The sequence below is a fragment of the Actinoallomurus acanthiterrae genome (genome assembly GCF_054775715.1).
Map to the genome: position 1 here is coordinate 3,977,646 of NZ_BAAHCO010000001.1, position 16,234 is coordinate 3,993,879.

Genomic DNA, 16,234 nt, shown 5'->3' on the forward strand with positions numbered 1-16,234 from the left:
CGTTTACCCAGGCAGAGGGGTCCCACGCACGTTCTCGCGAGTTCCCGGTCGATTCCGGATTCCGTCATAATCGGCGGATGACCGTACGGGCGATCAAGGCCGAGGAGCGCCGGGCGCGCCTCGGGGCACGGCACCACCTGGCGGATCCGGCGGACACCGTCGTCGACGTCACCCGTGCGCTGGTGGCCCTGCACGGCACCGACCCGGCGTCGGTGTACCTCGCGGCGGCGGCCCGGATGCGCGACCCCGACGTCGGCCCCGTCGAGAAGGCGCTGTACGACGATCGCCTGCTGCTGCGGATGCTCGCCATGCGGCGGACCGTCTTCACCGTCCAGGCCGAGTTCGCCCCGGTCGTCCAGGCGGCGTGCTCCAACGATGTGGCACGGCGTGAGCGCAGGAAGACGGTGCAGTTCATCGAGCAGGTGGGGCTGGGGGACGACGCCTGGCTCCGCGAGGTGGAGGAAGCCACCGTCGCCGCGCTGCGGGCTCGCGGCGAGGCGTTCACCGCCGACCTGTCCGCCGACGTCCCGCGGCTCAAGGAACGGATCCTGCTCGGGGAGGGCAAGGCGTACGAGGCCCGGCCGACCATCGCCAACCGGGTCCTGCTCGGCCTGGCCGCCGAGGGCCGGGTCATCCGGGGCCGGCCGCGCGGGTCCTGGACGAGCAGCCAGTTCAGCTGGTCGCCGATCGAGGCGTGGCTGCCCGACGGCCTGCCGGACATCCCCGCGGACGAGGCGCGGGCGGAGCTGATCCGCCGGTGGCTCGCCGCGTACGGACCGGGCACCGCCACCGACCTCAAATGGTGGACCGGCCTCACCCTCACCCAGGTCAGGAAGGCCCTGGCCCGGATCGACGTCGAGAAGGTCGAACTCGGCGGCGAGGACGGATACGTCCTGGCCGACGACGTGGACCCGGTCGACGACCCCGGGCCGTGGGTCGCCCTGCTGCCCGCCCTCGACCCGACGGTCATGGGCTGGGCCGGGCGCGACTGGTACCTCGGAGAGCACGGCCCGCTGCTGTTCGACCGCAACGGCAACGCCGGTCCCACGGTCTGGTGCGACGGGCGGATCGTCGGCGGCTGGGCACAGCGCGCGGACGGCGAGGTCGTCCACCGGCTCCTGGAGGACACCGGTACGGAGGCGGCCTCCGCCGTGGCGGCCGAGGCCGCCCGGCTCACCGCCTGGCTCGGACCGGTCCGCATCGCGCCGCGCGCCCGGGGCCGCTCCGCGGTGGAGGCCGAGCTGGTCGCCTGACCGGGCGGCGATGCGGCGGCCCGGTCCAGGGCCGCGCGGACACGTTCCGCCGAGACGCGGCCGCGGACCCGGGCGCGATGATCCGGGCTGACCGAGGTCGACCAAGAGGCGGCCGACGCCTCCGGTTCAGCCCTCCGGAGGCGCGGGCGCCGTCATGATCCGGCGCCAGACCTCGATGGACGTCTCGGCGGCCCGTGCCAACTGGTCGTCGGGGGAGCGGGAGGCCTGGTAGAAGGTCCGCTCGGTCATCCAGCACAGGGCGCGGGCCAGGGACGTGGCCTCGTGCGGCCCGTCCCCGTCGGGCACGCCCGCACGTGCGAGCACACCCCGCATCGTCGCGGCGAACAGCTCCACGGTCTCGTCCCACGCGGCGCCGATGCCAGAGTGCACGGTGCCGTACTCGACGGCGGCGCGCATCACCGTGCCGTGGTCGCGCCACATCTTCTCGACGCTCTTCACCGCCCGCTTCATGGCGCCGACCGGCGAGGACGCCAGGTCGTCGGCGGTGATCGACGCCTCCTTGCGGATCTCGGCCATCGTGCGGCGGATCAGCGCCGCGAGCACCTCGTGCTTGGAGCCGAAGTAGAAGTACATCGATCCGCGGGAGATGCCGGCTCCCCGGGCGATCGCGTCGACCGTCATCCGCTCCAGGCCGGTCTGTTCGAGAAGCACCTCTGCCGCGTCGAGGAGCGCCTGCTCCCGCCGGTCCCCCTTGCTCGGTGCGCCGGCTCGCCTGCCCATTGTTTCCTCCCTGGCCATCGACGAGGCTACCGTAATCGACATTGTGCAGAAAAAAATCAACGTTATGTAGAGTATGGGTCATGGACAAGACATTCCTGATCACCGGGGTCAGTAGCGGTCTGGGCCGCGCCTTCGCCGCCGGCGCCCTCCAGGCCGGTCACACCGTCGTCGGGACGGTACGCAAGCAGGCCGACGCGGAAGAGTTCGCGGCCCTGAGTCCCGAACGCGCCCGTGCACGCCTCCTCGACGTCACCGACGAGGCCGCGGTCCACTCCGTTGTGGAGGACGTGGAGACCTCCGTCGGCGCCATCGACGTACTGATCGCCAACGCCGGCTACGGCGTGGAGGGAACCTTCGAGGAGACGCCGCCGAGCGAGCTCCGCGCGCAGTTCGAGGTCAACGTGTTCGGCGCCGCCGCGACCGTACGGGCCGTCCTGCCGTACATGCGCGAGCGCCGACGCGGGCACATCCTCGCCGTGACCTCGATGGGCGGCCTGGCAGGCTTCCCCGGCGTCTCGGCGTACTGCGGCAGCAAGTACGCGCTCGAAGGCATCCTCGAAGCGGTCGGCAAGGAGGTCAGCGGGTTCGGCATCCATGTCACCGCCATCGAACCCGGGTCCTTCCGTACCGACTGGGCCGGACGCTCGATGGTCCGCGTGCCACGCAGCGTTCCCGACTACGACGAGGTCTTCAAGCCGATCCGCGCGGCCCGGCAGGCGGCCAGCGGGCACCAGCTCGGCGACCCTGACAAGGCGGCGGCGGCCGTCCTGCGCATCCTCGACGAGCCCGACCCGCCCGCCCACCTGGTGCTCGGCTCCGACGCGTTGCGTCTCGTACGCGCGGCACGAGCGGACCTGGACAAGGACCTGGACGCCTGGGAGGAGCTGTCCCGCACGACCGACTTCCCCGGGCCGTTCACTTCAGGGCGTTCGCGGCGAGGCGCAGATCGGTGAAGGCCCGGTCGAGGTGGGTGTGCAGGTCGTCGGTGCGATCGGCGCCCCACCGGTGGATGGCGGTCGCGTAGGTGTCCATTCCCACCTGGGCGCACAGGGCCGCGAGCGGCTCGGCGACGCCGCGGGCCCGCAGGGCGTCGGTGAGCGCGGCGACCAGGGCCGCGCTCTTGGCCAGCGCCCGTTCCTGCAGGGCCGGTGTGGCGACGATGACCGGCATCCGCCGCTCGGTGACCGGGAGGTTGTGCTCGATCAGCGGCACGGCCTGATGGAACGCGGCCCGTAGGGTGGGCAGCGGTCTGGTGCCGGCCGGCACCGCCGCGACCGCGCCGGTCAGCAGGTCCCGTAGCTGCGCCTCGCCGTCGAAGAAGACCTCGCGCTTGTCGGCGAAGTGGCGGAAGAAGGTCCGCTCGGTGACGCCGGCGCGGGCGGCGATGTCGCCGGTCGTGGTCTTGTCGTAGCCGCGCTCCAGGTACAGGTCGAGCGCGGCCTCCTGCAGCCGCAGCCGCACTGCATCCCCGTTCCGTGGCACGGCCTTGACCCTACCACAAGCGACAGTGACTGACGCTTCTTTGCGTCAGTCACTGTCGCACTGTACTGTCAGTTTCTGACGCAATGAGCGTCAGTAACTGACGAAAAGAAGGCCGCCATGGAACGACGTTTCACCGGCAAGACGGTCGTGGTCACCGGCGCCAGCTCCGGCATCGGCGACGGCATCGCCCGGCGGTTCGCCGCCGAAGGGGCCGACCTCGTCCTCGCCGCGCGGCGCAAGGACCGGCTGGATGCCCTCGCGGCCGAGATCGGTACCCACCGCGCGCTCCCGGTCGCCACCGACGTCACCAGCCAGGACGACGTACAGGCGATGATCGACGCCGCCGCGGCCCGGTTCGGCGGCATCGACGTCCTGGTCTCCAACGCCGGCGTCGGCGTCGGCAAGGAGTTCGCGGAGACCACGCTGGCGGACTGGCGGCTGGTCATGAGCACGGACGTCGACAGCTGCTTCTTCGGCGCGCAGGCGGCGCTGCCGTACCTGAAGGAGAGCCGCGGCAGCATCGTCCAGATCGCCTCCGCCTCCGGCCTCGGCGGAGACCGCCGGCTCACCGCCTACAACGCGGCCAAGGGCGCGGTCGTGAACTTCACCCGCGGGCTCGCCTTCGACCTCGGCCAGTTCGGCATCCGGGTGAACACCGTCGCCCCGTCACTGACCGGACCGGAAGAACTGGCGACGACGTACGCCGACATGATCGAACGCTTCAACCAGCGCCGGGCGCTCGCCGGCTTCAGCACCCCGGCCGATGTCGCCGCCGCGGTCAGCTTCCTGGCCTCGGACGACGCCCGGTTCATCACCGGCGCCATCCTGCCCGTCGACGGCGGCATCACCGCCGGCAGCGGCCAGCCCTCCCTCTTCTGAAAGGCCCTCCCATGCCTGGAACCACCGACGCGCTCGACCCTGAACTCGCCGCCGCGTTCGCCGCGATGCCCAAGGCCGCGAACGGCACCCTGCTCGAGCTCTCCGACATCCCGGGCCTGCGCGCGCAGTTCCGCGCGGCCCGCGCCCAGCTGCCCGCGACCCCGCCGGACCCCCGGGTCACGATCGAAGCCCTGCGCATCCCCCGGGACGACCGGACCGAGCTCGAGGTGGTCCTGTACCGCCCGGCCGGCGCCGAGCACACCCTCCCGGCCCTGGTCTGGTTCCACGCCGGCGCCCAGGTCCTCGGCGACGACGCCCGCGACGACGACGCGTACCACACCGCCCTGGCCCTGGACCTCGACTGCGTCCTGGCCGTCGTCGTCTACCGGCTCGCCCCGGAGACCCCGGCTCCCGGCGCCGCCGAGGACGGCTATCTCGCCTACACCCACCTCGCCGAGCACGCCGCCGAGCACCGGATCGACCCGCACCGGATCGGACTCGCCGGCGCCAGCGGCGGCGGAGCGCCCGCCGCGGCCACCGCGTTCATGGTGCGCGACCGGCACGCTGCGCCGCCGTGCTCGCTGTCCCTGCTCTACCCGATGCTCGACGACCGCCTCGAGACGCCGTCGAGCTCGGAGGCCATCGCCGAGGTCGTCTTCGCCCGCCCGGACATCCGGCTCGCCTGGGCCGCGGTCCTGGGCGACCGGTTGGGCGCGGACGACGTGCACGCGTACTCCGCGCCCGGCCGGGCCACCGACCTCACCGGCCTGCCGGACACCTTCGTCGCCGTCGCCCAGTTCGATCTGCTGCGGGACGAGGGCATCGACTTCGCCCGCCGGCTGATCGCCGCCGGCGTGCCGGTCGACCTGCACCTCTACGCCCGCGCGTTCCACGCCTGGGACCGCTTCGCGGCCACGTCGGCCCTGGCCCGCTCGTTCGAGCAGACCTGGCACACCTTCCTCCGCCGCCACCTGCACGGCTGAGTTAGGAGGCGGCCTGGTCCAGGGCCTTGAGGATGCGCTTCTCCGAGATGGGGTAGGCGGTGCCGAGCTGCTGGGCGAAGAAGCTCACCCGTAGCTCCTCGATCATCCAGCGGACCTGCCGGATCTCGGTGTTGCCCGGCCGAGCGTCGCGGGCCCGGACGTAGGCGGCCTCGACCTGCTGGATCCGCTGCATCCGCTGGCGGTCGCCGTACGGGTCGTCGGGCAGCTTGTCGAGGCGGCGTTCGACGGCCCGCAGGTAGCGGAGGACGTCGGTCAGCCGCCGGCGGCCGGTGGCGGTGACGAAGCCGGGGAAGACCAGCCGGCCCAGCTGCGCCCGTACGTCGGTCAGCGCGGGGATCAGCGTGGGGCTGTTCGTGCTCTTCAGCCGGCGTTCGATCTCGTGCGCGGTGGCCAGGATGCGCTGGACGTGGGCGAGCACGTCGGCGGCGGTGTCGGTGAGGTCGGTCCGTACGTGGTCGGTGAGCCGCCGGAAGCCCGCCTCGTCCCAGGCCGGTCCGCCGCCGTCGGTGATCAGGTGGTCGGCGGCGCAGGCGACGCAGTCGTCCAGCAGGGCTGCGACGCTGCCGTGCGGATTGTGGCTGAGCACCAGTTTGGCCTGGTTGTTCAGTTTGCTCTGCAGGTACTTCACCGGTGAGGGGCTGTTCAGCAGGACGAGCCGGCGGGTGCCGCGCCACATGGCCCGCTGTTGCTCGGCCTCGGTGGCGTACGTGCGCACGGCCACGCTCTCGCCCTCGTCCGTCAGCGCCGGATACGCCTTGACGCGGCCCTGCTCGTACACGCGCGGGAGCGTGCCGACGTCCCAGGTCCGCAGCCCCGTGCGCTCGAGGTCGTCGGCGGCCTTGGACAGTGTCGCCGACACCTTGGGCGCGAGCCGGCGTTTCAGCTGGGCGAGGTCCTTGCCCTCCGCCAGGGTGCGTTTGTGGTCCGTCACCCGGTAGGTGATCTTCAGGTGGTCCGGGACGCGGGACAGGTCCCACGCCTCGCGGGGGACGTCGACGCCGGTCATGGCGCGCAGCTCGCGCTCCAGCGCGTCCAGCATCGGGCCCGACCCCGGCGTGATCCGGGCGAGGACCTCGCGGGCGACGTTCGGCGCGGGGACGAAGTTGACGCGCAGTTGCTTGGGCAGTGACCGGATCAGCTCGGTCACCAGGTCCTGCCGCAGCCCGGGGATCTGCCAGGCGAACTCCTCGCCGCCGACCTGGTTGAGCACCGGCAGCGGGATGTGCACGGTCACGCCGTCGGCGTCCGTGCCCGGCTCGAACTGGTACGACAGCCGGAACCGGTGCCCGTCGGCCTGCCAGGCGTCGGGGTAGTCCTCCTGGGTCACCTCGCCGGCGGCGTCGTTGACCAGCATCGAGGTGGAGAAGTTCAGGAGCTCCGGATCGTCGTGGCGGGCCTTCTTCCACCAGCCGTCGAAGTGCCGGGCCGAGACCACGTCGGACGGGACGCGGCCGTCGTAGAACTCGAACAGCGTCTCGTCGTCCACGACGATGTCCCGGCGCCGCGCCCGGTGCTCGAGCTCCTCGACCTCCTCGAGCAGCCGGCGGTTGTCCTGCAGGAACCGGTGGTGGGAGTCCCAGTCGCCCTCGACCAGGGCGTGGCGGATGAACAGCTCCCGGCACAGCTCGGGGTCGATCTTCGCGTAGTTCACCTTCCGCTGCGCCACGATCGGCACGCCGTACAGCGTCACCTTCTCGTACGCCATCACGGCACCCTGGTTCTTCTCCCAGTGCGGCTCGCTGTGGGTGCGCTTGACGAGGTGGCCGGCGAGCGGCTCGACCCACTCCGGTTCGATCTTGGCGGCGATGCGCGCCCACAGCCGTGAGGTCTCGACCAGCTCCGCGGCCATCACCCAGCGCGGCGGGCGCTTGGCCAGCGCGGAGCCGGGAAAGACGGCGAACCGGGCATTGCGGGCGCCGAGGTATTCGCGGGGACCGCGCCGGGCGTCGTCCTTGCCGCCGGTCTTCTTCTCGGTGTCGAGCAGGCCGATGTGCGACAGCAGGCCGGCCAGCAGCGAGATGTGCACGCGCTGTGGATCGGCGGGCGTGGTGTTCAGCGTGACGCCGAGGTCCTTGCCGACCTGCCGCAGCTGGCCGTGGATGTCCTGCCACTCGCGGATACGCAGGTAGTGGAGGTACTCCTGCTTGCACAGCCGGCGGAACTGGTTGCCGGACAGCTCCTTCTGGCGGTCCCGCAGGTAGTTCCAGAGGTTGACGTACGCCAGGAAGTCCGACTCCTTGTCGGCGAACCGGGCGTGCTGCTGGTCGGCGGCGGCCCGGTTCTCCGCGGGGCGCTCGCGCGGGTCCTGGATGGACAGGGCGGCGGCGATCACCATGACCTCGTGCGCGCAGCCGTTCCGGTCGGCCTCCAGGACCATGCGGGCCAGCCGCGGGTCGACCGGGAGCTGGGCGAGCTTGCGGCCCATCGGCGTCAGCCGGTCGCCGTCCAGTGCGCCGAGCTCCTGCAGGAGGTTCACGCCGTCCTTGACGTTGCGGCGGTCCGGCGGGTCGATGAAGGGGAACTCGAGGATGTCGCCGAGGCCGAGGTCGGTCATCTGCAGGATGACCGAGGCGAGGTTGGTGCGCAGGATCTCCGCGTCGGTGAACTCCGGGCGGGCGAGGAAGTCCTCCTCGGAGTAGAGGCGGATGCAGATGCCCTCGGAGACGCGCCCGCAGCGGCCCTTGCGCTGGTTGGCCGACGCCTGGGACACCGGCTCGATCGGCAGCCGTTGCACCTTCGTACGGTGGCTGTACCGGGAGATGCGGGCCGTGCCCGGGTCGATGACGTACTTGATCCCCGGGACGGTCAGCGACGTCTCCGCGACGTTGGTGGCCAGGACGATGCGCCGGCCGCGGTGCGCCTGGAAGACCCGGTGCTGCTCGGCCGTCGACAGCCGGGCGAACAACGGCAGCACCTCGGTGTTCTTCAGCTTCCGCTTCTCCAGGGCGTCGGCGGTGTCGCGGATCTCCCGCTCGCCCGACAGGAACACCAGGACGTCACCCGGCGCCTCGAGGGCCAGCTCGTCCACGGCGTCGAGGATCGCCTGGACCTGGTCGTCGTCCTCTTCCACCGGGCGATAGCGCACCTCGACCGGGTAGGTGCGGCCGGACACCTCGATGATCGGCGCGTCGTCGAAGTGCTTCGAGAAGCGCTCGGGGTCGATCGTCGCCGAAGTGATGATCACTTTGAGGTCGGGGCGCCTGGGCAGCAGGTGTTTCAGATAGCCGAGGATGAAGTCGATGTTCAGACTGCGCTCGTGCGCCTCGTCGATGATCAGCGTGTCGTAGCGGCGCAGCATCCGGTCCCGGGCGAGCTCCGTCAGCAGGATGCCGTCGGTCATCAGCTTGACCAGGGTGTCCTCACCGGAGTGGTCGGTGAAACGCACCTGGTAGCCGACGGTCTCGCCCAGCTCCGTGCCCAGCTCCTCGGCGATCCGGTCGGCCACCGTACGGGCGGCCAGCCGGCGTGGCTGGGTGTGTCCGATCAGGCCCTTGACGCCCCGGCCGAGCTCCAGGCAGATCTTCGGCAGCTGGGTCGTCTTGCCCGACCCGGTCTCACCGGCGACGATGACCACCTGGTGCTCCGCGATCGCCTTGAGGATCTCGTCCTTCTTCCGGCTGACCGGCAGCGCCTCGGGATAGGTCACCTGCGGCAGCGCCTCGCGGCGCCGCGCGACACGCCTCTCGGCCGCCTCGATCTCCGCGGCGACCTCCGTGAGGATCTTCTCCCGGGCCTCGGCGGCGCGCACCTTGCGCAGCCCGTCGAGACGACGACGCAGCCGATGCCGGTCACGCAGCATCAGCTCGGGCAGGCGGGTATGCAGGTCGGTAATCGAAGATCCCATCGCAAGCGGAAGGATAGGCAGGCGGTCGGACAGGCCACCCACCGGCGTCCACCGTGCCCGATCGGCGGGCCCGGCGCCACTCGATTTCCGTGGCCTCAGGCCGGCGGACGAGCGCGACCGTTCCAACGCTGACTCGTCATGATCTGTTCCGGTTCGCCGGGCGTTAAGCCTCCAGCCAGATGAAGGCGGCGAACCGGCCGGTGCGGCCCTCCCGGCGGTAGGAGTACAGCTCGGGGCTCTCGATGGTGCACCGGTCGTCGTGGCGCACGTCGGTCACACCGGCCGCGGTGAGCTGGGCGGTGATGCCCGCCCTGACGTCGAGCGCGGGGGTGCCCTGGCGGGTGGTCGACCAGGCGGCGGGCAGCACGGCGGCGACCTCGTCACGCAGCTCAGCGGACACCTCGTAGCACGCGCCGCAGGCGTTCGGCCCGATCAGCGCCACCATCCGGGCCGGATCGGCGCCCCGCGCCGCCATCGCCTCGACCAGCGCGGGAACGACCCCGGCGGCCGTGCCCGCGCGTCCCGCGTGGGCGCCGCCGACGAGCCGCGCCTCCGGGTCGGCCACGACCACCGGCGCGCAGTCGGCGACGAGTACCGCCAGCGCCAGGCCCGGCACGTCCGTGTAGACGCCGTCGAGACCGGGCGGATCGTCCCCGAATGGTCCGGTGACGTACCGGACGTCGGGGCTGTGCACCTGGCGCATGTAGACGACCTGCTCGACGCCGAGCTCGGCGGCGGTCTTGGCGCGGTTCTCCCGGACCGCGGCGGGATCGTCCCCGGCCGCACCGCCCAGGTTGCGCGAGTCGTACGGCGCGGCGCTCGTCCCGCCGGACCGGTCGGTGATGACGGCACCCACACCGTCGGCCAGCTGCATCAGGCGCTCCTCCTCACTGCCGGTCCGACGGTACCAAGCGCGTCATCCCCTCGGCCGGGAGTTGACAAATGATCATTTCGGAGGTCTAAAGTACTAGTCCCCTAGATGAATGGAGTGCTAGTTGATCCAGTTCCATCTGGACGCTCGGTCCGGCCTCTCGCCGTACCAGCAGCTGGTCCAGCAGGTGCGCCACGCCCTGCGGCTGGGTCTGCTGCGCGAAGGTGACCGGCTCCCGACCGTCAAGGACGTCGTGGCCCACCTGGCCATCAACCCCAATACCGTGCTCAAGGCCTACCGGGAGCTCGAACACGAGGGCCTGGTCGCCCCGCGCCCGGGCATCGGGACCTTCGTGACCCGAACGCTGGCCGACTCCACGCTGGCCGCCCACGGCCCGCTCCGTAAGGACCTGCGTCGCTGGCTGGCCAAGGCGCGGCTCGCCGGGCTCGACGACGAGAGCATCGAAGCCCTTTTCCTGACCACTTTCCGGGCCGCCGAACAGGAGGACATCGCGTGACCGCCGTCCTCCGGGCCCGGGGACTGGGCAAGAGGTACGGCCGGCGCTGGGCGTTGTCCGACTGCACGGTGGAGATCCCGGCCGGGCACGTGACCGGGCTCGTCGGCCCGAACGGCGCCGGGAAGAGCACGCTGCTCAGCCTCGCCGCGGGCATGCTGGCGCCGACGGCCGGAACGATCGAGGTGTGCGGCGGCCGGCCCGGCGGGGGAGCGGCGCAACTGGCCAAGGTCGGCTTCGTGGCCCAGGACACCCCCACCTACGGCGCGTTGAGCGTCGCCGACCATCTCCGGCTCGGCGCCCGGCTCAATCCGCGGTGGGACGACGCCTTGGCGCGTACACGCATCGAGCGGCTGGGACTGGACCCCGCGCAGCGAGCGGGCAGGCTGTCGGGCGGTCAGCGCGCCCAGCTCGCCCTCACCCTCGGCATCGCCAAACGCCCCGAACTCCTCCTCCTCGACGAGCCGGTCGCGGCCCTCGACCCGCTCGCCCGGCGGGAGTTCCTGCAGGACCTGATGGAGGCCGTCGCCGAGCACGAGCTCAGCGTCGTGCTGTCCTCGCACCTGGTCGCCGACCTCGAACGCGTCTGCGACCACCTCGTCGTGCTCAGCGCGTCGCGCGTCCAGGTGGCCGGCGAGGTCGACGAGCTGCTGGCCGCCCACCACCGGCTCACCGGGCCACGTCGCGACCCCGCCGCCCTTCCCGCGGATCAGCACGTCGTCACCGCCGACCACACCGAACGGCAGACCACCCTGCTCGTGCGCACCGACGCTCCGATCCACGACCCTTCCTGGACGGTGAGCCAGGTCGGTCTGGAAGACCTCGTCCTGGCCTACATGAGCCGGCCCGGCATCGGCCACGACGAGCGTCCCGCCCTGGAGGTGGTCCGGTGATCTGGCTGACCTGGCGTCAGTTCCGAGCCGAGGCGGCGGTGCTGTACGCCGCCCTCGCCGCGCTCGCCGTCCTCCTGCTGGTCACCGGTCCAGGACTGGCACACCTCTATCACTCCGGTCCCGGCGCCTTCCTCGACCGGTTCAGCGGCGACGGCATCGACCAGGCGGTGTACCTGCTCGGTCTGGCGGCCGTTCTCGCGGTGCCGGCCGTCATCGGCGTCTTCTGGGGCGCACCGCTGATCACGCGGGAACTGGACTCCGGCACCCATCGGCTGGTGTGGAACCAGAGCGTCACCCGCACCCGCTGGCTGGCGAGCAAGCTGGCGGTCGTCGGCCTGGCGGCCGTGACCGCCGCGGGGTCGCTCAGCCTCATGACGACCTGGTGGTCCGCGCCGATCACCCGAGCCGCCACCGGCGGGCGCGCGCCGAGATCCTCCGGGCTCACACGCTACTCGGGCCTCCCGGGCCTTGTGAGCGAGCGGTTCTCGCCCATCTCGTTCGCCGCGCACGGTGTCGTCCCGGTCGGGTACGCGGCGTTTGCCTTCACCCTCGGCGTCACCGTCGGAGCCGTCGTCCGCCGTACGCTGCCGGCCATCGCGGCCACGCTCGCCGTCTTCGTCGCCGCACAGGTCGCCGTGCCCTTCTGGATCCGGCCGCACCTCATCACGCCCGCGCGGCTCACCACCGAGATCACGACGGCCAACCTGCGCGGGTTCATGGCCTCCGGGCCCGGTGCGCCGGCCCACGTGACCGTGTCCATCGGCAAGCCAGGCGCATGGATCATCTCCAACCAGACCCTCGATCCGGCCGGCCGCGTCGTCGGCGCCCTGCCCGCATGGGCGACGAACTGCGCGCCACCGCCCGGCCAGCCCGGCACGACGGCGCAGCGGGCGTGCTTCGCCAGGCTCTCCGACCTCGGCTACCGGCAACTCGTGACGTACCAGCCCGCCGATCATTACTGGGCACTCCAGTGGGCCGAGACCGCGACGTTCCTCGCAGCCGCCCTGGCCCTCACCGGGCTCTGCTTCTGGCGGATCCGCCGCCTGACCTGACGAGCACCCGCGCCGGATCGGCCCGGGCGCCGACTACGGCTCCCTGGGCGCTCCGCCCGCCATACGACGGATCGACCACCGGCGCCGACAACGGCTCCCTGGGCGCTTCGTCCTGCCTTCCATCCCGTCGTACGACGGATCGACCCGGGCGCCGACGACGGCTCCCTGGGCGCTTCGTCCTGCCTTCCATCCCGTCGTACGACGGATCGGCCCCCAGCGCCGGCGACGGCTCGCTGGGCGCTCCAACCTGCCCACCATCCCGTCATCTCCTCATCTCGTCATCTCGTCATCCCGAAAGGACGACATCTCATGACCTCTGTCATCAAGCCCGCGCGCACGGCCGAGCGGCACGGCACCGTCGGCGGGACGCCACCCGCCGACGGACGAGACGCGACCGCCGCCGGGCGGCCGGCCGCAGCGGATTGAAGCCGCGTCCGCTCCCGGGTTTGGTCGTTGCCGGATTCCTGGCCCTCGCGGCCTCCGCCTGCTCCGCGCCCGCCCCTTCCGCACCGACGGCCGCGGCGGCATCCGCCTCCGGCGCCGCTTCGGCGTCGCCGGGCGGCAAGCTGTCCCTGCCGAAGCCGACCGGTCCTCACCCGGTCGGCATGACGTCCCTCTATCTGAAGGACACCTCTCGTCCCGATCCCTGGGTCCCTACGGCCAAGGCCAGGGAACTCATGGTCTCCCTGTGGTATCCGGCGAGGTCCCGTACCGGACGGCGGGCTCCGTACGTGACGGCGAAGGAGTCGGAGCTCATCCTGAAAGGGGCGGAGATAACCGGCGTGCCGTCCGACGCGCTGAGCAGGACACGGACCAACGCGTTCAGCGACGCGAAACCGGCAGGACGCGATCGGAGCATGCCCCTCGTGGTGCTCTCCCCGGGCCTGAGCGAGCCCCGCAGCTCGCTCGCGGCCCTCGGCGAGGACCTGGCGAGCAGGGGTTACGTGGCCGTCGGGATCGACCACACGTACGAGAGTCTCGCCACGACGTTCCCCGACGGGCGGGTCACCACGTGCGTGGCGTGCGACGTCCGCAAGGGCCCGGCGTTCGACGAGAAGTTGGCGACGAGCCGGGCGGCCGACGTCTCCTTCGTCCTCGACGAGCTGACCGGGTCGCACCCCAAGTGGAAGGGCGCTTCGCTCATCGACCCGTCCCGGATCGCGATGGCGGGCCACTCGGCGGGAGGCGCGAGCGCCGTCGCCGCGATGCTGAAGGACCGCCGGGTACGCGCCGGGATCGACATGGACGGAACCATGTTGACCACGATCCCGCAGACCGGGCTGTCACGTCCCTTCCTGTTCCTGGGCACTCAGGCGAAGCACAGTCCCGGAGGCGTGGACACCACGTGGGACCGTGACTGGAAACTCCTCACCGGCTGGAGGCGCTGGCTCGTGGTGGCCGGCGCGGAGCACGCGTCCTTCACCGACGATTCGCTGCTGGTGGAGCAGCTCGGCGTCTACCGCAACGCCGCGCTGCCGGGAGCCCGCGCCCTGCAGATCACCCGCACCTACGTCGGTGCCTTCTTCGACCTGCACCTGCGCCACCGATCGCAACCCCTGCTGGACAAGCCGTCACCGGGCTTCCCCGAGGTCAAGATCTGCTCCCCGGACACGAAGACCTGCGGATAGCAGCCTCTTGGTCCGGTTGAGGGAGTGAGTGAGGGGCGCCTTGGCCTCGTCCAGGTCGTCGGCGTACAGGTCGAGGCGGTGCCTCAGCCGGATCCGTGCGCCGCAGCCCAGGCGGCGAGGATCCGGCGCTCCTTGTCGCGCTCGATGCCCTGGCCGCGTTCGGCGGTCCGGTCGGCAGAGACGTTCTCCTCCCGGATCCAGGCCCACGTGTCGCGGACCGTTTCGGCGACGGGACGGCAGCGCAGGCCGGCCCGGAGCGCCTTGTCCGAGGACGGCAGCCAGACGCCCGCCATGTCGGGCCCGTCGGACGCCCACATCGGCAGCTCGGTCCATTCCGCCACGCCCTGCTCGAGCAGGAACGCGTCGTCCGTCCAGACCGGTGCGGCGTCCGAGCCGGTGACGCGGACGCACTCGTCCAGCAGCGCGCCGAGGGTGGTGTTGCCCGGGATCCCGCTCACCAGGAAACGGCCGGTCGCTTCGGCCGCCAGCCGGTCCAGGCCGAACGCCGCGATGTCGCGGGCGTCGATCAGCTGCATCGCCCGGCCGGGGTCGCCGGGCGCGAGGACGGGGCCGCCGGACGCGATCCGCGTCAGCCACCAGGTCAGCCGTGGCACCTGTTCACGCGGCCCCGTGATCAGGCCGGGGTTGAGGATGAGGACCCGGCCGTCGAAGCCGGCCTCGACGGCGCGTTCGCAGCCGGCCTTGAACGCGTTGTACGGGACGTCGGCGTCCGGACCGGCGTCGGGCGGACAGGGGTGCAGCGCGGAGCCCTCGTCCACCCGGCGCTCCGGCCAGTCGGCGTAGGCGTGGACGGACGAGACGAACAGGTAGGCGTCCGCGTGGCCCGACAGTGCTCTCGCCGATCGCCCGGCGACCTGGGGGACGTACCCGCAGGTGTCGATGACGGCGTCCCAGTGCCGCCCTTCGATCAGCCGGCGCAGGTCGTCGTCGTTCTCCCGGTCGCCTCGGACGACCTCGGCGCCCGGCACGTCCGTACCGCTCCGCCCGCGGTTGAAGGTGGTCACCCGATCACCTCGCCGGAGCGCCTCCGAAACGAACGCATGGCCCAGGAACACCGAACCGCCGAGGACGAGAAGTCGCATGATCGCATCCTGTCGGCCGTCGACGGTGTGTCGGCGCGATGTTCTCCCGGGGCGGACGGATTCCGCCACGGGCGAACCCACAGGGCTTCGTCCCGCGCGGGGAGACGGCGCTCTTCTTCGGGAGCGGACGTCCCGGATCTCGGGCTTCCACTGAGCGGAAGGCCGGTCGCGGCCGTGCCGGTGGCGATTGGCAGGGTAGGGACATGGACAAGGTGCTTCCCACGGCGGCGGAGGCGGTGGCGGACATCGGCGACGGCGCGTCGGTCGCGGTCGGCGGGTTCGGGCTGTGCGGCGTTCCGCTCGTCTTGATCGACGCGTTGCTCGAGCGGGGGAGTTCGGGGCTGTCGATCGTCTCGAACAACTGCGGCACCATCGGGCGCGGTCTGGGGCGTCTGCTGGACGCCGGCCGGATCACGCGGGCGATGGGCTCGTACGTCGGAGAGAACAAGGAACTGGCCCGCCGGTACCTGACCGGGCAGATCGAACTCGAGTTGGTGCCGCAGGGCACGCTGTCCGAGCGGCTGCGCGCGGGCGGGTGCGGGATCCCGGCGTTCTACACCCCGGCGGGCGTGGGCACGCTCGTCGCGGAGGGCGGACTGCCGTGGCGGTACGGACCGGACGGCGAGGTCGTGCTGGCCTCCCCGCCGAAGGAGGTCCGCGAGTTCGGCGGCCGCGAGTACATCCTGGAGGAGAGCGTCCGCACCGACTTCGCCCTCGTCCGCGCCGCCCGCGGGGATCGCCACGGCAACCTGGTGTTCGACAAGGCCGCCCGCAACTTCAATCCGCTGTGCGCCATGGCCGCGACGACCGCGATCGCCGAGGTCGAGGAGCTGGTCGACTTCCTCGATCCGGACGAGGTGCACCTGCCGGGCATCTTCGTCCAGCGCGTCGTCGCGTTGACCCCCGAACAGGCCGCCGACAAACCGATCGAGAAGCGCACCGTGACCCGGAGCGTGTGAGAAGGCTGAGC

14 protein-coding genes are annotated in these 16,234 nt (G+C 71.7%); 9 read left to right on the forward strand and 5 right to left on the reverse strand.

Annotated elements, in window-relative coordinates; all coding sequences use genetic code 11:
* Positions 1–77 precede the first annotated feature (77 nt).
* Positions 78–1,253 (forward strand): winged helix DNA-binding domain-containing protein, encoded by a 1,176-nt coding sequence (locus tag ACYVF7_RS19290; RefSeq protein ID WP_460342127.1) that lies wholly within the window; start codon positions 78–80, stop codon positions 1,251–1,253.
* Between the two features lie 126 nt (positions 1,254–1,379).
* Here the strand turns inward: ACYVF7_RS19290 and ACYVF7_RS19295 are convergent, their stop codons facing one another.
* Positions 1,380–1,994 carry a TetR/AcrR family transcriptional regulator gene (locus tag ACYVF7_RS19295; RefSeq protein WP_460342130.1) on the reverse strand — a complete coding sequence of 205 codons (615 nt, stop codon included), beginning with the start codon at positions 1,992–1,994 and terminating at the stop codon, positions 1,380–1,382.
* 80 nt (positions 1,995–2,074) lie between these two features.
* Here ACYVF7_RS19295 and ACYVF7_RS19300 point away from each other — a divergent pair, with 80 nt between their 5' ends.
* The gene (locus ACYVF7_RS19300; protein ID WP_460342133.1) at positions 2,075–2,947 is read left to right on the forward strand and encodes an oxidoreductase; all 873 of its coding nucleotides are present in this window, start codon (positions 2,075–2,077) and stop codon (positions 2,945–2,947) included.
* On the opposite strand, the gene ACYVF7_RS19305 is transcribed toward ACYVF7_RS19300, so the two are convergent.
* Entirely contained in the window at positions 2,910–3,476 is a 567-nt protein-coding gene (locus tag ACYVF7_RS19305; protein ID WP_460342136.1) for a TetR/AcrR family transcriptional regulator, read from the reverse strand. The two genes, ACYVF7_RS19300 and ACYVF7_RS19305, sit on opposite strands and share 38 nt — an antisense overlap.
* Positions 3,477–3,593: 117 nt before the next feature.
* Here ACYVF7_RS19305 and budC point away from each other — a divergent pair, with 117 nt between their 5' ends.
* Both budC and ACYVF7_RS19315 read left to right on the forward strand, forming a co-directional pair.
* Entirely contained in the window at positions 3,594–4,355 is a 762-nt protein-coding gene (gene budC, locus ACYVF7_RS19310; RefSeq protein ID WP_460342139.1) for a meso-2,3-butanediol dehydrogenase, read from the forward strand.
* A gap of 11 nt (positions 4,356–4,366) precedes the next feature.
* Positions 4,367–5,338 carry an alpha/beta hydrolase fold domain-containing protein gene (locus ACYVF7_RS19315; protein ID WP_460342142.1) on the forward strand — a complete coding sequence of 324 codons (972 nt, stop codon included), beginning with the start codon at positions 4,367–4,369 and terminating at the stop codon, positions 5,336–5,338.
* A gap of 1 nt (position 5,339) precedes the next feature.
* On the opposite strand, the gene hrpA is transcribed toward ACYVF7_RS19315, so the two are convergent.
* Together hrpA and pgeF are read right to left on the reverse strand one after the other, a co-directional pair.
* Positions 5,340–9,203, reverse strand: a complete 3,864-nt coding sequence (gene hrpA, locus ACYVF7_RS19320; protein WP_460342145.1) for an ATP-dependent RNA helicase HrpA — start codon at positions 9,201–9,203, stop codon at positions 5,340–5,342.
* A 163-nt stretch (positions 9,204–9,366) separates the two neighbouring features.
* Positions 9,367–10,077 carry a peptidoglycan editing factor PgeF gene (gene pgeF / locus ACYVF7_RS19325; protein WP_460342147.1) on the reverse strand — a complete coding sequence of 237 codons (711 nt, stop codon included), beginning with the start codon at positions 10,075–10,077 and terminating at the stop codon, positions 9,367–9,369.
* Positions 10,078–10,198: 121 nt separating this feature from the next.
* Between pgeF and ACYVF7_RS19330 the strand changes: the two genes are divergently transcribed.
* The 4 genes from ACYVF7_RS19330 (at position 10,199) to ACYVF7_RS19345 (ending at position 14,161) form a co-directional block, all read left to right on the forward strand.
* On the forward strand, positions 10,199–10,591 hold the full coding sequence (locus ACYVF7_RS19330) for a GntR family transcriptional regulator (RefSeq protein WP_460342150.1): 393 nt from the start codon (positions 10,199–10,201) through the stop codon (positions 10,589–10,591).
* Positions 10,588–11,481: an ABC transporter ATP-binding protein gene (locus ACYVF7_RS19335; RefSeq protein WP_460342153.1), complete on the forward strand. Its 894-nt coding sequence runs from the start codon at positions 10,588–10,590 to the stop codon at positions 11,479–11,481. The genes ACYVF7_RS19330 and ACYVF7_RS19335 overlap by 4 nt, the downstream gene beginning before the upstream one ends.
* Positions 11,478–12,533, forward strand: coding sequence for an ABC-2 transporter permease (locus tag ACYVF7_RS19340; protein WP_460342156.1), 1,056 nt, complete (start codon positions 11,478–11,480; stop codon positions 12,531–12,533). Before ACYVF7_RS19335 ends, ACYVF7_RS19340 begins: the two co-directional genes overlap by 4 nt.
* Positions 12,534–12,979: 446 nt before the next feature.
* Positions 12,980–14,161: an alpha/beta hydrolase family protein gene (locus tag ACYVF7_RS19345; RefSeq protein WP_460342158.1), complete on the forward strand. Its 1,182-nt coding sequence runs from the start codon at positions 12,980–12,982 to the stop codon at positions 14,159–14,161.
* 83 nt (positions 14,162–14,244) lie between these two features.
* Here the strand turns inward: ACYVF7_RS19345 and ACYVF7_RS19350 are convergent, their stop codons facing one another.
* Positions 14,245–15,264, reverse strand: a complete 1,020-nt coding sequence (locus tag ACYVF7_RS19350) for an NAD-dependent epimerase/dehydratase family protein (protein WP_460342161.1) — start codon at positions 15,262–15,264, stop codon at positions 14,245–14,247.
* 203 nt (positions 15,265–15,467) lie between these two features.
* On the opposite strand from ACYVF7_RS19350, the gene ACYVF7_RS19355 reads away from it, so the two are divergent.
* The gene (locus ACYVF7_RS19355) at positions 15,468–16,223 is read left to right on the forward strand and encodes a CoA transferase subunit A (RefSeq protein ID WP_460342164.1); all 756 of its coding nucleotides are present in this window, start codon (positions 15,468–15,470) and stop codon (positions 16,221–16,223) included.
* Positions 16,224–16,234: the final 11 nt, after the last annotated feature.

Bases quoted from the DNA above. Each gene is read 5' to 3' on its own strand.
- ACYVF7_RS19290 (WP_460342127.1), top strand. From the start codon at position 78: ATGACCGTACGGGCGATCAAGGCCGAGGAGCGCCGGGCGCGCCTCGGG.
- ACYVF7_RS19295 (WP_460342130.1), bottom strand. From the start codon at position 1,994: ATGGGCAGGCGAGCCGGCGCACCGAGCAAGGGGGACCGGCGGGAGCAG.
- ACYVF7_RS19300 (WP_460342133.1), top strand. From the start codon at position 2,075: ATGGACAAGACATTCCTGATCACCGGGGTCAGTAGCGGTCTGGGCCGC.
- budC (WP_460342139.1), top strand. From the start codon at position 3,594: ATGGAACGACGTTTCACCGGCAAGACGGTCGTGGTCACCGGCGCCAGC.
- ACYVF7_RS19315 (WP_460342142.1), top strand. From the start codon at position 4,367: ATGCCTGGAACCACCGACGCGCTCGACCCTGAACTCGCCGCCGCGTTC.
- hrpA (WP_460342145.1), bottom strand. From the start codon at position 9,203: ATGGGATCTTCGATTACCGACCTGCATACCCGCCTGCCCGAGCTGATG.
- pgeF (WP_460342147.1), bottom strand. From the start codon at position 10,077: ATGCAGCTGGCCGACGGTGTGGGTGCCGTCATCACCGACCGGTCCGGC.
- ACYVF7_RS19350 (WP_460342161.1), bottom strand. From the start codon at position 15,264: ATGCGACTTCTCGTCCTCGGCGGTTCGGTGTTCCTGGGCCATGCGTTC.
- ACYVF7_RS19355 (WP_460342164.1), top strand. From the start codon at position 15,468: ATGGACAAGGTGCTTCCCACGGCGGCGGAGGCGGTGGCGGACATCGGC.